We start from the raw sequence: 14,885 nt of genomic DNA, 5'->3' as shown, positions 1-14,885 counted from the left end.
CTCAAGACTACTTTGTCCCTGCCCGGGCCCCCGCCGCGAGGGTCCGGGCCCCGTTCACAGGGCACACGAGGCACACAAGGCGCACGAGACGCACAAGGCTCAGCCGACCTCGGGATCGCCCTTGGTGTACGTCAGCCGCTCGACCTGACCGGGATCGAACTCGTTCTCGACCGCCTTGCCGTTCACGAACAGTGCGATCGCGCCCGCGTCACCGAGGACCAGGTCGATCTTCTGCTTGTCCGTGAAGGTCTTCGACTTGCCCTCTTCGAGGACGCCGTCGAAGAGCGTCCGGCCGTTGTGGTCCTTGGCCGAGATCCAGCTGCGCCCGTCCGGGGCGCTGACCTTGACCGTGACCTTGTCCTTGGGAGCGCCGGCGATGGCGCTGTCCGACGGGTCCGGCTTGGGGTCGGCGGGCTTGTCGGGCGTCGGCTTCGTGGCGGGCTTGCTGGTGGCGGGCGACGCGCCCTCGGCCTGCGTCTTGGCCCCGCCGGTGTCCTCTTCGCCGCCGCTGAACGCGGTGAAGCCGACGAAGCCGATGACGGCGACGATCGCGGCGACCATGGCCGCGGTCCAGTTCGGACGGCGCGGATCGGACCTGATGCGCTCGGCCTCGAAGAGCGGCGCGGCCGGGGTGGGCGCGGGCGGCCGGCCACCGTGCGCCTTGTCGTACTGGGCAAGGAGAAGGGCGGGATCGATCCCCACGGCGCGCGCGAGCGTCCGGATGTGGCCGCGGGCGTAGACATCGCCGCCGCACCGGGAGAAGTCGTCCTGTTCGATCGCGTGCACGATCGGGACGCGCACCCGGGTGGACGCGCTGATCTCGTCGACGGTCTGGCCCGAGTCGATGCGTGCCTGCTGCAGCCTGCGCCCGATCGAGGGCTCTTCGACTGCCGGGATCTCGGCTGCCGGAAGGTCCTCGGCGGGCCGGTCGTCGGCGGGCCGACGATCGGTGGGCCGGTCGTCTGTGGGTCGGTGGTCTGAAGGGCGGTCGTCTTCAGGGGAGTTGCCGATGGACACGGGGGCGCCTTTCGAGCGTGTAGCCACCTGCCGGAGGTTCAGTCTAGGGGGGTTCGGAAAGGGTGGGGCAACTGGGCGAGGGACTTTGTACGCCATCGGAATGGCCGGACTTCCCGTCGTCGGAACCGCCGGACATCCAGATGTTGGTACATGGTGCTGTCCCTCCCCTCAACTTGACGTATGCCGAAGGGAAACGGTTGCCTGCCGCACCCTTATGGGTGAGCCTCCCCGCGGATCACCGCAAGCACGCCATCCAGCTCATCGGGTTTCACAAGAACGTCACGAGCCTTGGAACCCTCGCTCGGCCCCACGATCCCGCGCGACTCCATGAGGTCCATCAGCCGCCCGGCCTTCGCGAAGCCGACGCGCAGCTTGCGCTGGAGCATCGACGTGGACCCGAACTGAGTGGAAACCACCAGCTCAGCGGCCTGGCAGAGCAGATCGAGGTCATCGCCGATGTCCTCGTCGATCTCCTTCTTCTGCTTGGTGCCCACGGTGACGTCGTCCCGGAAGACGGGCGCCATCTGGTCCTTGCAGTGCTGGACGACCGCGTGGATCTCTTCCTCGGTGACGAAGGCGCCCTGCATTCGGGTGGGCTTGTTCGCCCCCATCGGCAGGAAGAGCCCGTCACCCTTGCCGATCAGTTTCTCGGCACCCGGCTGGTCGAGGATGACGCGGCTGTCGGCGAGCGAGGAGGTCGCGAAGGCGAGCCGTGAGGGCACGTTCGCCTTGATCAGACCGGTCACGACGTCCACGGACGGCCGCTGGGTGGCGAGCACCAGGTGGATGCCCGCGGCACGCGCGAGCTGCGTGATGCGGACGATCGAGTCCTCCACGTCGCGCGGCGCGACCATCATGAGGTCGGCGAGCTCGTCGACGATCACCAGGAGGTACGGGTACGGGCTGAGCTCGCGCTCGCTGCCCTCGGGCGTCTTGAGCTTGCCCTCGCGGACGGCCTGGTTGAAGTCGTCGATGTGCCGGTAGCCGAAGGCCGCGAGGTCGTCGTAGCGCAGGTCCATCTCGCGTACGACCCACTGGAGCGCCTCGGCGGCCCGCTTGGGGTTGGTGATGATCGGCGTGATCAGGTGCGGGATGCCCTCGTACGCGGTGAGCTCGACGCGCTTGGGGTCGACGAGGACCATCCGTACGTCCTCGGGGGTCGCCCGCATCATGATCGACGTGATCAGGCAGTTGATGCAGGACGACTTACCGGAGCCGGTGGCACCGGCGACCAGGATGTGCGGCATCTTCGCCATGTTGGCCATGACGAAGCCGCCCTCGACGTCCTTGCCGAGCGCGACCAGCATCGGGTGATCGTCCTCGGCCGCGTCCGCGAGCCGCAGCACGTCGCCGACGTTGACCATCTCGCGGTCGGAGTTCGGGATCTCGATGCCGACCGCGGACTTGCCGGGGATGGGGCTGATGATGCGGACGTCGGGGCTGGCGACCGCGTACGCGATGTTCTTGGCCAGAGCCGTGATCTTCTCGACCTTCACGGCCGGGCCCAGCTCGATCTCGTACCGCGTGACCGTCGGGCCCCGCGTGAAGCCGGTGACGTCCGCGTCGACCTTGAATTCCTTGAAGACGTTGCTGAGCGAGGCGACGACGGCGTCGTTGGCGGCGCTGCGGGACTTGCCGGGGCCGCCGCGCTCCAGGAGGTCGAGCTTGGGCAGGGAGTACGTGATGTCGCCGGCGAGCTGCAGCTGCTCGGCGCGCGGCGGGAGGTCCCGCGGCCTGTCCGATGGCGCCTTGGTCAGGTCAGGGACCGAGGAGTCGGAGGAACCGGCGGTGTCGGCGGCCTCACCGGGCTTCTTGCGTCGCACGCCGGGCGGCGGGGCGTCCGCGGCGCGTGCGGGGCTCTCGTCGGCCCGTGAGGGACTTTCGGTGGCGCGCGCGGTCGGCACCGCCGCCGAGGTCTCCGAGCTCTCGGCGGACTTCTGGTCGCGCTCTCCGGAGACGCCCTGCGTGAGGTCGGCGACCAGCGGCGACGGCGGCATGCCGTTCAGGACGGCGCCGTCCAGGGCTGCGGCAGCGGCGGCGGCCACGTCGACCGCGTCCATCGGGCGGTCGGGCGAAGGCTGCGAGGACGTCCTGCGGGGCCTGCGCCGCCGGGTGAGCGCCTCTTCCTCCGCCCGGTCGGGGTCGTAGGGCTCGCCGGCCGCCGGGCGCCTGCGCGAGCGGGCGGGCAGCGCCTCGCGCCACTGCTCCTCGTAGCGCTCGTCGTCCCCGTAGTCCCCGTCCTCCCACTGCGCCTCTTCGGGGTCCGCCTGGACGATGCCGAGTTTGGTGCCGAGCAGCCGCAGCCGCTGCGGGATGGCGTTGACGGGCGTCGCCGTGACCACGAGCAGCCCGAAGACGGTCAGCAGGACGAGCAGCGGTACGGCGAGGACCTCGCCCATGGTGAAGATCAGCGGGGTGGACGTGGCCCAGCCGATGAGGCCGCCGGCGTCCCTTATGGCCGCCATGCCGTCCGCGCGGGCGGGCGAACCGCAGGCGATGTGCACCTGGCCGAGCACGCCGATGACGAGCGCGGACAGGCCGATCACGATGCGGCCGTTCGCCTCGGGCTTCTCGGGGTGCCGGATCAGGCGTACGCCGATGACCGCGAGCAGTATCGGCAGGAGCAGATCGAGGCGGCCGAACGCGCCGGTCACCAGCATCTCGACGAGATCGCCGACGGGACCGCGCAGATTCGACCACGTGCCCGCGGCGACGATCAGCGCGATGCCGAGCAGCAGCAGCGCGACGCCGTCCTTGCGGTGGGCCGGGTCGAGTCCCTTGGCGCCTCGCCCTATGCCGCGGAACAGCGCACCCACGCTGTGCGCGAGGCCGAGCCACAGGGCGCGCGCGATGCGGTACACGCCGCCCGTGGGACTGGGCGCCGGCTTCGGTGCGGGCTTCTTCGCCGCGACTTTCCTGGCGGGCGCCTTCTTCGCCGGAGCCTTCTTGGCGGGCGGTTTCTTGGCGGCGGCCTTCTTCGCCGGAGCCTTTGTGGGCGCGGCCGCCTTCTTCGCGGGCGTCTTCTTGGCTGCGGACGGACGTGAGGCCATGGGACCGAGGTTACCGGTGGAGACCACTGCGGACACGTGTGCCTACTGCTTCACCCGTTTGTGTCGCCCTTGCGGGGGCGGTGAACTGACGGACGTTCACCGCTCCCGGTCGTACTTTCGCCCGGTTTTCGCGCCGGTTCAGTTCTGCGAGGACACCGAAGGCGCACCGCTGCCGGTGCCCGGTTCCAAGGCGTCAAGAGCCCGCCGAAGGCCGGTGAGTTTGCGTTCGAGATGGGCCGCGGTGGCGACCGCGGCGGCATCCGCCGAGTCGTCGTCCAGCTGTTTGGACAACGCCTCCGCCTGTTCCTCGACCGCCGCGAGGCGCGCCGAGAGCTCGGCGAGAAGACCCGCGGGCTCCTTGGCGTCACCCGCCGCGGACTTGCCGCCGCCTTCGAGCTGGAGACGCAGCAGCGCTGCCTGCTCCCGCAGTTGGCAGTTCTTCATGTACAGCTCGACGAATACCGAGACCTTCGCGCGCAGCACCCACGGATCGAAGGGCTTGGAGATGTAGTCCACCGCACCCGCCGCGTAACCCCGGAAGGTGTGATGCGGTCCGTGGTTGATGGCGGTGAGGAAGATGATCGGGATGTCCCGGGTCCGTTCTCGCCGCTTGATGTGCGCGGCGGTTTCGAAACCGTCCATGCCCGGCATCTGGACGTCCAGCAGAATGACCGCGAAGTCGTCCGTCAGTAGTGCTTTGAGCGCTTCCTCCCCGGACGATGCCCGCACCAGGGTCTGATCGAGCGCAGAGAGGATGGCCTCCAGCGCCAGCAGATTCTCCGGCCGGTCATCGACCAGGAGGATCTTGGCCTTCTGCACCATGGCCCGCCCTCCTCGTCCCGGCGGTACACCGGGCGCCGCCCCAGGGGACGACTCCCTTACGCCGTCCGTCCTTGTGCCGGTCATGGTAGCCGCACCCCGCCTGTCGCCACACCCTGTCACCGCGATGTCACCGTGCACGTAGCAGAAACGCGGTGGGAGACCAGAAGGTTCCCCGTATACCGCGCTTCTACACGACTTCGGCCACACTCTGTCAGCAACTCCGCGTAATGAAGCCGCTTCTCGGTCACTCCCCGCGCATCCACTGCTCCATCACCGAGAGCAGATGATCCGGGTCGACCGGCTTCGTAACGTAATCGGACGCGCCGGAGTCGATGGCCTTCTCCCGGTCGCCCTTCATGGCCTTCGCGGTGAGCGCGATGATCGGGAGTCCGGCGAACTGGGGCATCCTGCGGATCGCCGTCGTCGTCGCGTACCCGTCCATCTCCGGCATCATGATGTCCATCAGGACGACCGTCACGTCGTCGTGCTGTTCCAGGACCTCGATGCCCTCGCGGCCGTTCTCCGCGTACAGCACCGAGAGCCCGTGCTGCTCCAGGACACTGGTGAGCGCGAACACGTTACGGATGTCGTCGTCGACGATGAGCACCTTCTCGCCGCCGAACTGATAGCCGGGACGAGCCACGGGCGTCTCCTGCCCCGAGGTCTGCCACTGCTCCGGCGGACGCTGCTCCTCCGGCTCCCTGGCGCCCTGCCCCGGCAGCACCGGCGGCTGCTCCGAAGAGGCGTGTGCGGCGCGCCTGCGGCGCCGGAAGAGCGTGCCGGACTCCGGCGTCTCCTGCGGCTGCGGAGGCGCGACGTCCTCGCTCTGCGGCGGCTGCTCGGCCGCGGGCGGAGCCTCCTCCAGGGCGGGCCTCGGCGGCGTCCCCGGCAGGGGCGCGAGCTGCGTGTAGCCCTGGGGCGGCAGTTCGCTCGGGTGCAGCGGCAAATAGAGCGTGAACGTCGAGCCGCGGCCCGGTTCGCTCGCCGCGTGGATCTCTCCGCCCAGGAGACGGGCGATCTCCCGGCTGATGGAGAGCCCGAGTCCCGTGCCACCGTACTTCCTGCTCGTCGTGCCGTCGGCCTGCTTGAACGCCTCGAAGATGACCCGCATCTTGCTGCCCGCGATCCCGATGCCGGTGTCGCTCACCGAGAAGGCGATCAGATCGGCGTCCGCGTCCCGCAGCGAACCCGCCTCCAGGAGCTGCTCCCGGATGGCGTTGGGCACATCGGCGTTGGCGTGCCGGATCACCAGCTCGACCGCTCCGGAGTCGGTGAACTTCACCGCGTTGGACAGGAGATTGCGCAGCACCTGGAGGAGCCTCTGCTCGTCCGTGTGCAGCGTCGCGGGCAGCTCCGGGGACACCCGTACGGAGAAGTCGAGCCCCTTCTCCGCGGTCAGCGGCCGGAACGTGGCCTCTACGTAGTCCACGAGTTGCACCAGGGCGATGCGCGTCGGGGAGACGTCCATCTTGCCCGCCTCGACCTTCGACAGGTCGAGGATGTCGTTGATGAGCTGCAGCAGGTCCGAGCCCGCGCCGTGGATCGTCTCGGCGAACTCCACCTGCTTGGGGGTGAGGTTGGCGTCGGCGTTGTCGGCGAGCAGTTTGGCGAGGATCAGCAGCGAGTTGAGCGGCGTACGCAGCTCGTGCGACATGTTCGCCAGGAACTCGGACTTGTACCGCATCGAGACCGCGAGCTGTTCGGCGCGCTCCTCCAGGACCTGCCTGGCCTCTTCGATCTCGGTGTTCTTGACCTCGATGTCGCGGTTCTGCTGGGCCAGGAGCTCGGCCTTCTCCTCCAGTTCGGCGTTCGAGTCCTGCAGCGCCTTCTGCCGGTTCTCCAACTCGGCCGACCGCTCGCGCAGTTGCTCGGTCAGCTCCTGCGACTGCTTGAGCAGCACCTCGGTCTTCGTGTTGACGCTGATGGTGTTGACGCTCGTCGCGATCATCTCGGCGATCTGGCTGAGGAAGTCCTTCTGGATCTGCGTGAACGCCTGGAAGGCGGCCAGCTCGATCACGCCGAGGACAGTCCCTTCGAAGAGCACCGGAAGGACGATCACCTGGGCGGGCGGCGCCTCGCCGAGGCCGGACGCGATCCGCAGATAGCCGGACGGCGCATTCTCCACGAGGATCGTGCGCCGCTCCTGCGCGGCGGTGCCGATGAGCGTCTCACCGGGCCTGAAGGACGTCGGCATGGAGCCCATGGAGTAGCCGTAACTGCCCATCATGCGCAGTTCGTACGCGTCCTCCTGCTCGGCGCCGGGCTCCGCGGCCTCGTCCGTGGGCAGGGCCAGGAAGAAGGCGCCGTGCTGTGCGGAGACCACCGGCGTCAGCTCGCTCATGATCAGCGAGGCGACGTCCTCCAGGTCGCGGCGGCCCTGCATCAGACCGGAGATACGGGCGAGGTTGCCCTTGAGCCAGTCCTGCTCCTTGTTGGCGAGGGTGGTGTCGCGGAGGTTGGCGATCATCGAGTTGATGTTGTCCTGGAGGACCTGGATCTCGCCCGCCGCGTCCACGTCGATCTTCAGGTTCAGGTCGCCGCGCGTCACCGCGGTGGCGACCTCCGCGATGGCGCGCACCTGACGGGTCAGGTTTCCCGCCATCTCGTTCACCGACTCGGTGAGGTCGCGCCACGTGCCGTCCACGTCCCGCACCCGCGCCTGACCGCCCAGCTGCCCTTCCGTACCCACCTCGCGTGCCACGCGCGTGACCTGCTCGGCGAAGGACGACAGCTGGTCGACCATGGTGTTGATGGTGGTCTTCAGCTCCAGGATCTCGCCCCGGGCATCGATGTCGATCTTCTTGGTCAGGTCGCCCTTGGCGATCGCGGTGGTGACCATCGCGATGTTGCGGACCTGGCCGGTGAGATTGGAGGCCATGCCGTTCACGGACTCCGTCAGGTCCTTCCACGTACCCGACACTCCCGGTACGCGCGCCTGACCGCCGAGGATGCCGTCCGTGCCCACCTCGCGGGCCACGCGGGTCACCTCGTCCGCGAACGAACTCAGCGTCTTCACCATCGTGTTGACGGTGTCGGCGAGCTGCGCGACCTCGCCGCGTGCCTCGACGGTGACCTTCTTGGTGAGGTCTCCGTTGGCGACCGCCGCCGCGACCTGGGAGATGTTGCGCACCTGGCCGGTCAGGTTGTTGGCCATCAGGTTGACGTTGTCGCTGAGGTCCTTCCAGGTGCCGGTGACGCCGGGCACCCGCGCCTGGCCGCCCAGGTTGCCCTCCGTGCCCACCTCGCGGGCCACGCGGTTCACCTGCTCGGCGAAGTTGGAGAGCTGGTCGACCATCGTGTTCACGGTGGTGACGAGTTCGAGGATCTCGCCCTTCGCGTCGACGGTGATCTTCTTGGAGAGGTCGCCCATGGCGACGGCCGTGGTGACCTCGGCGATGTTGCGGACCTGGAGGGTCAGGTTGTTCGCCATGCCGTTCACGGACTGCGTGAGGTCCTTCCAGGTGCCGGAGACACCCTGCACCTCCGCCTGCCCGCCCAGGATGCCGTCGGTGCCCACCTCGCGGGCGACCCGCGTCACCTGCTCGGCGAAGGCCGAGAGCTGGTCCACCATCGTGTTGAGGGTGTTCTTCAGCTCCAGGATCTCGCCGCGCGCGTCCACGTCGATCTTCTGCGACAGGTCACCCCGCGCCACCGCGGTCGCGACCTGCGCGATGTTGCGGACCTGGGCGGTGAGGTTGCCGGCCATGCCGTTCACCGAATCCGTCAGATCACGCCACACGCCCGCCACACCGGGCACCTGCGCCTGACCGCCGAGGCGGCCTTCCGTGCCCACCTCGCGGGCCACCCGGGTCACCTGGTCGGCGAAGGCGGAGAGCTGGTCGACCATCGTGTTGATGGTGTTCTTCAGCTCCAGGATCTCGCCGCGCGCGTCCACGTCGATCTTCTGCGACAGGTCACCCCGCGCCACCGCCGTCGTGACCTGGGCGATCTGCCGTACCTGCGACGTCAGGTTCCCCGCCATGAAGTTGACGGAGTCGGTCAGTTCCTTCCAGGTGCCGCTGACACCGTCCACGCGCGCCTGGCCACCCAGGCGCCCCTCGGTGCCCACGTCGCGGGCCATCCGCGTGACCTGGTCGGCGAACGACGACAGCTGGTCCACCATCGTGTTCACGGTGTTCTTCAACTGAAGCATCTCGCCGGAGACGTCGACGGTGACCTTCTGCGAGAGATCACCGTTGGCGACCGCCGTCGTCACCTGCGCGATGTTGCGGACCTGGCCCGTGAGGTTGCGGAAGGCGGTGTTGACCGAGTCCGTCAGGTCCTTCCACGTACCGGCCGCGCCCTGCACCTGCGCCTGGCCGCCGAGCTCACCCTCGACGCCGATCTCGCGCGCCACCCGCGTCACTTCCGCACCGAAGGCGGAGAGCTGGTCCACCATCGTGTTCACGGTGTTCTTCAGCTCGAGCATCTCGCCCGCGACGTCGACGGTGACCTTCTGCGAGAGATCACCGTTGGCGACCGCCGTCGTGACCGTCGCGATGTCGCGCACCTGCGTGGTGAGGTTGCGGAAGACCGTGTTCACCGAGTCGGTGAGGTCCTTCCAGGTGCCCGCCGCGCCCGGCACGTTCGCCTGGCCGCCCAGCTGCCCCTCGGCTCCGACCTCGTTCGCGACGCGGGTGACCTCGTCCGCGAACGTACGCAGCGTCTCGGTCATCTGGTTGATCGTCTCGGCGAGTTGGGCGACCTCGCCGCGCGCGCTCACCGTCACCTTCTGGGACAGATCGCCGTTCGCGACGGCCGTCGTGACCTGGGCGATCCCGCGCACCTGTGCGGTGAGATTGCCGGCCATAAGATTCACCGAGTCGGTGAGGTCCTTCCATACTCCCGCCACACCAGGCACCTGCGCCTGGCCGCCGAGCTCGCCCTCGGTGCCGACTTCGCGCGCGACACGGGTCACCTCGGAGGAGAACGAAGAGAGCTGGTCCACCATCGTGTTGACGGTGTTCTTCAGCTCCAGCATCTCGCCGGCGACGTGAACCGTCACCTTCCGGGACAAGTCACCCTTGGCGACCGCCGTCGTCACGAGAGCAATGTCACGTACCTGCGCGGTGAGCCGGTACGCCATGGTGTTCACCGAATCCGTGAGATCCTTCCACGAACCGGACATTCCACGCACCCGCGCCTGGCCGCCCAGCTTGCCCTCGGTGCCCACCTCGCTGGCCACCCGCGTGACCTCGTCGGTGAACGTCGAGAGCTGGTCGACCAGGTTGTTCACCGTCCGGCCGACCTTCAGGAACTCCCCGCGCAGCGGGTGGCCGCTCCCCTCGTCCGCCTGCGCCCGCAGCTCCATACGCTGCTCCAGGTCGCCCTCTGCCACCGCGGAGAGCACCCGCCCGACCTCGGAAACGGGGCGCACGAGGTCTTCCACGAGCGCGTTCGACGCGTCGATCGCCGCGGCCCACGAGCCCTCGCTCGCGCCGCTCTCGAGCCGCTCCGTGAGCTTCCCCTCGCGCCCGACCATGCGCCGGACCCGCGAGAGCTCACCGGTCAGATGGAGATTCCGGTCGGCCACCTCGTTGAAGACGGCGGCGATCTCGGACATGACGTCGTCACCGGAGACCGTGAGCCGCTTGCGGAAGTTTCCGTCCCGCATGGCCGCGAGCGCCGCGAGCAGCCTGTTCAGGGCCGCCGTGTCCACCGACGTCGTCGCCCCGTGGCGCGGTTTGCGCTGTTTACTGGGGGACTGTCCGTCTTTCGCGCGCGTTTTAGTGCCCCGCGTCGCTGCGCCAGACTCCACTGTGTCCCTCCCGCAAGGGTCGACCGTACTGCTCGGGTTACCTGGGCTCTCTTTAGAAGCCTGCCCAGTGTTTCACCATGGCTGAACCAGGCCATAACAGTTCGGCAGCTTCGCACACCGTTCCGCACACCCTCCGGGCGGAAACACTGACGACCGGCATCAGCATGGACGGCGAAGGTAAGTAACCTGGCATCCGGCTGTCCAACCACCTCGGTCCTGCCCGGCCTGGGCGGTGGCACACGTACAAGCGGGCATCGGAGGGGCGGCCGCACCATGGTGGGAGATCTGGGCGTCGATACTCGTACGAGGAGTTCTGTGATCACCGCGCGCGCGGCTGCGACTTTCGACCCCGTCGGGCGTTCCGTCGCGACGGCACGCTCCTTTGTCCGCGACACCCTCCAGGGATGGGGGTTCACGGACATCGTCGACGACGCCGTCGTCCTCACCAGCGAGCTGGTCACCAACGCCGTGGTGCACGCGGGCACGGCCGCGGACGTCCTCTGCCTGCGCAGCGAGGACGCCGTCCGCATCGAGGTGTCCGACCACTATCCGGAACGGGAGATCCCGCTCCAGCAGTCCGCCGTGAACATGGGCAACCCCGACCGCGAGGGCGGCCGCGGCCTCCAGCTGTGCGCGGCGCTCGCCACCCGCTGGGGCGTCGACTACACCCCCACGCAGAAGCAGGTCTGGTTCCAACTCGACCTCCCCGACCGCTCCGTGGGCACCCGCGCCGCCGGTCCCGCCCTGCCGGCCGAGCTGCTCCCGCTGACCGACGGCAGAGTCCGCGTCGCCGTCGTCCAGATCGACCGCGCGGGCGCGATCTCCGCCTGGAACGAAGACGCGGAAGAACTCTTCGGGTACGCCGCCGAACAGGTCACCGGCAAACCGCTCACCGACCTCGCCGCCTGGCCCCACACCCCGGGCACGAGCACCGGCATCGTCGAGGCCCTGCGCCTCTCCCGCTGGGAGGGCAGCTACGGAATCCGCGACTCCGAAGGCCGCGTGACCCCCGTCTACGCCTCCCACCTGCGCGTCCGCGACGCCGACGGCGAACCATCCACGGTCTGCCTGCTCGTCCGCGACGACGAGCGCGCCGTCCTGCAGACTCCGCTGCGAGGCCCCGCCCCCGAGCCGGGCACACTCACCGAGGCCCACCCGGCCGACCCCTTCGAGGTCTTCATCGGCTCCCCCGCCCCCGACGACCTCGACGGTCTGCTCCAGCGCACCGTCGAACGCGCCCGCGACATGCTCGACGGCGACGCCGCCTTCCTGCTCCTCGCCACGGACGACGAGACGGAGCTCGAGGTCCGGGCCTCCACAGGCCTCCCGTCGGCCCGTCAGCGCTTCGCCCGCGTCCCGGTGGAGGCGGGCCCCGGACGGTACGGCTCCGCCCGCATGCCGGCCGTACACGAAGACCTCACCGTCGTCCCCGGCGCCGTCCCGCTCCTCAGCGGCACGGGCATGCGCTCCGTGGTCACGGTCCCCCTGAAGGTCGAGGGCCGCCTCACGGGCTCCCTGGGCGTCGCCGCCGAGTCCCCCGACCGGTACTCGAACGAAGAGGCCCTGCGCCTCCAGTTCGCCGCCGACCGCATCGCCCTCGCCGTCGAGTCCGCGCGCCTGGGCGAACTGGAGCGCCTGCGCCGCGGCTCGCTCTCCTTCCTCGTCGAGGCCTCCGACCTCCTCGCGGGCACCCTGGACCGCGACCAGACGCTGGCCCTCATGGCCCAGATGACGGTCCCGACGCTCGCCACCTGGTGCGCCGTCTACACGATCGCCGACCAGGCGTCCGAGCCCTATCTCTCGTACGTCCTCCATGAGGACGAGGAGCGCATCGACGGCCTGAAGGCGCTCCTCTCCAAGATCGCCCCTCCGGACCCCGTGCCGACCCCCGGAGCCCGCGTCTGGGCCGCCCCCTCGGAGGCGGCCCACCAGGCGGCCCTGCGCACCTCCATGCGCAGCCTCGGCCTTGGCGAGCCCCTGAGCCTGGGCTCGGGCATCGGCACGACGCTCTCCACGGCATCCGCGGTGGGCGGCGAGACGGTCGTCCTGCCCCTGGTCGCCCGCAACCGCGTCATCGGCATGCTTACTCTCGGTAAGCCATCCGACGAGCACTTCCGCCAAGAGATCCTGGAATTGGCCGAAGATCTCTCCCGCCGAGCGGCCCTCGCGCTGGACAACGCCCGCCTCTACTCAGAGCGCATGGCCATCAGCCAGTCCCTCCAGCGCAGCCTGCTGCCTCCGGGGCTCCCGCAGGTCCCCGGCGTCGAAGTCGACGTCATCTACCGCGCGGCGGGCGAGGGCAACGAAGTCGGCGGCGACTTCTACGACCTCTTCCCCATCCGCGACGGCGCGTACGGCTTCGCGATCGGCGACGTCTGCGGCACGGGCCCGGAGGCCGCCGCGGTCACCGGCCTGGCCCGCCACGCGCTGCGCCTCCTGGCCCGCGAGGGCTTCGGCGGCCCCGCGGTCCTCGAGCGCCTGAACGCCGCGATCCTCGACGAGGGCGCCCGCAGCCGCTTCCTGACCCTGCTGTACGGGGAGTTGTGGCCGCAGGAGGACGGCTCGGCCGTACTGAAGATCGTCTGTGCGGGACACCCGCTCCCGCTCCGCCTGCGCCAGGACGGCACGGTCGAGCCGTACGCGGAGCCGCAGCCGCTGCTCGGCGTCATGGACGACCTGGAGCTCTACGAACAGACGATGACGCTCGATCCGGGCGACGTCCTGCTCTGCGTGACGGACGGAGTCACCGAGCGCCGCGAGGGCACCCGCATGCTCGGCGACGACGGCCTCGCGGACGTCCTCACGACGTGCACGGGCCTCACGGCCGGCGCGGTCGCGGCCCGCATCATGCGGGCGGTGGAGCGCTTCGCGTCGGACGCTCCGTCGGACGACATGGCGATCCTCGCGATGCGGGTCCCCGGCCTCCAGAAAGACTGAATCTCGCCGCGGGGCCTTCGGACCCCGCCACGGGAAACGAAAAAGTCCCCGCCCAACTGGGCGGGGACTTCTCCTTCTTGCTCTCTGAGCCCCCAAGCGGAATCGAACCGCTGACCTTCTCCTTACCATGGAGACGCTCTACCGACTGAGCTATAGGGGCCTGTTGCGCTTTCGCGGTTTCCCGCGCGGCAACGGAATAAAGCATACCCCGAACTCACGCCTGGTCCGAACCGCCGTCCGCCCGCTTCAGAACGCAGGCTGCAAAAGACCGCCGAGCGCATTGCACGCCGATACGACGCGCTGCAGTCCACGCCGCGTCATGGCCGCACCGACCGGCAGTGCCAGCGTGTCGTCCGCGGCACGCTCGGTCTCGGGAAGATAGACGTCCCGCCAGAAATCCGACGTGCGGTGAACGGGCGTCTTCACGGGCACCCGGCAGTCAATTCCCTTGGCCCGCACGGCTCGTGCGAAAGCGTCGCGGTCGGGCCGCCCGTTGCCGGGCACACGCACGACGTACTGCTGGTAGCTGTGCCCCTCGACACCATCCGGGGTGATCACACCGCCAAGCCGCCCGCTGAGATAGGCCGCATGCGCCCGCCGCTGCGCGAGCTCGTCGTACGGCGCGTCGGACTCGCCCTGCTCGAGCACGAGAACCCCGTGCCGCTGCCCGACCTCACGGAGCCGCCGGACGTCGGCCGGGTGTCCGAAGCGGTGCACGACGGCGACAGCCGCCGTACGGGAGGTCACCGCGGCGTTCACCGCGTCAGGATCGAGGCAGTACGTCGACCTGTCTATGTCCGCGAACACGGGCACGGCCCCTGCCAGCACCACGGCCTCGGCGATCTCGACGTTTCCGTACGCCGGCACGATGACCTCGTCACCGGCACCGACGCCTGCGGCTCGCAACATGCCATCTGTCCTCATGCCTCAGATGCTGGCGGCGGAACATGAACGGCAAGTGTCACAAAACAAAAAAGAGCTGGTCCCCGAACCGAAGTTCGGGGACCAGCTCTATTAATAATAGTTCGGCGGCGTCCTACTCTCCCACAGGGTCCCCCCTGCAGTACCATCGGCGCTGTGAGGCTTAGCTTCCGGGTTCGGAATGTAACCGGGCGTTTCCCTCACGCTATGACCACCGAAACACTATGAAACTGTCAACCGCACCGCATGTGTGACCCATGCGGGGTTGTTCGTGGTTTCAGAACCAACACAGTGGACGCGAGCAACTGAGGACAAGCCCTCGGCCTATTAGTACCAGTCACCTCCACCCGTTACCGGGCTTCCAGATCTGGCCTATCAAC

At 68.9% G+C, this 14,885-nt stretch carries 6 protein-coding genes, 1 tRNA gene and 1 rRNA gene; 1 reads left to right on the top strand and 7 read right to left on the bottom strand.

Annotated features, from left to right (window positions below; genetic code table 11):
• Window positions 1–99 precede the first annotated feature (99 nt).
• The 4 genes from ABZ906_RS00040 to ABZ906_RS00025 all read right to left on the bottom strand — a co-directional run bounded on the left by ABZ906_RS00040 (window position 100) and on the right by ABZ906_RS00025 (window position 10,647).
• Window positions 100–1,017, bottom strand: coding sequence for a RodZ domain-containing protein (locus tag ABZ906_RS00040; protein WP_361377974.1), 918 nt, complete (start codon window positions 1,015–1,017; stop codon window positions 100–102).
• Window positions 1,018–1,229: 212 nt separating this feature from the next.
• Complete coding sequence (locus tag ABZ906_RS00035; protein WP_361375529.1) at window positions 1,230–4,103, bottom strand: DNA translocase FtsK; 2,874 nt, start codon at window positions 4,101–4,103, stop codon at window positions 1,230–1,232.
• Window positions 4,104–4,205: 102 nt separating this feature from the next.
• Window positions 4,206–4,889 (bottom strand): response regulator, encoded by a 684-nt coding sequence (locus ABZ906_RS00030; RefSeq protein ID WP_190086597.1) that lies wholly within the window; start codon window positions 4,887–4,889, stop codon window positions 4,206–4,208.
• A gap of 244 nt (window positions 4,890–5,133) precedes the next feature.
• Window positions 5,134–10,647, bottom strand: a complete 5,514-nt coding sequence (locus tag ABZ906_RS00025) for a HAMP domain-containing protein (RefSeq protein ID WP_361375526.1) — start codon at window positions 10,645–10,647, stop codon at window positions 5,134–5,136.
• A gap of 273 nt (window positions 10,648–10,920) precedes the next feature.
• On the opposite strand from ABZ906_RS00025, the gene ABZ906_RS00020 reads away from it, so the two are divergent.
• A complete protein-coding gene (locus ABZ906_RS00020) occupies window positions 10,921–13,584 on the top strand; it encodes a SpoIIE family protein phosphatase (protein ID WP_361197971.1) in 2,664 nt (887 codons plus the stop codon).
• A gap of 87 nt (window positions 13,585–13,671) precedes the next feature.
• Here ABZ906_RS00020 and ABZ906_RS00015 read toward each other — a convergent pair.
• The 3 genes from ABZ906_RS00015 to rrf all read right to left on the bottom strand — a co-directional run bounded on the left by ABZ906_RS00015 (window position 13,672) and on the right by rrf (window position 14,724).
• Window positions 13,672–13,744: transfer RNA gene (locus ABZ906_RS00015), tRNA-Thr, on the bottom strand.
• An 86-nt stretch (window positions 13,745–13,830) separates the two neighbouring features.
• Entirely contained in the window at window positions 13,831–14,493 is a 663-nt protein-coding gene (locus ABZ906_RS00010; protein WP_361197974.1) for a DegT/DnrJ/EryC1/StrS family aminotransferase, read from the bottom strand.
• A 114-nt stretch (window positions 14,494–14,607) separates the two neighbouring features.
• Window positions 14,608–14,724 (bottom strand): 5S ribosomal RNA (gene rrf / locus ABZ906_RS00005).
• Between the last annotated feature and the right edge of the window lie 161 nt (window positions 14,725–14,885).

This window comes from Streptomyces sp. NPDC046925 (assembly GCF_040644915.1).
GTDB lineage: Bacteria > Actinomycetota > Actinomycetes > Streptomycetales > Streptomycetaceae > Streptomyces.
This window is presented reverse-complemented; position numbering and strand designations above follow the sequence as displayed.

What these genes read in the sequence shown, in the direction of transcription:
- ABZ906_RS00030 (WP_190086597.1), bottom strand. Translation starts at nt 4,889, where the DNA reads ATGGTGCAGAAGGCCAAGATCCTCCTGGTCGATGACCGGCCGGAGAAT.
- ABZ906_RS00020 (WP_361197971.1), top strand. Translation starts at nt 10,921, where the DNA reads ATGGTGGGAGATCTGGGCGTCGATACTCGTACGAGGAGTTCTGTGATC.
- ABZ906_RS00010 (WP_361197974.1), bottom strand. Translation starts at nt 14,493, where the DNA reads ATGTTGCGAGCCGCAGGCGTCGGTGCCGGTGACGAGGTCATCGTGCCG.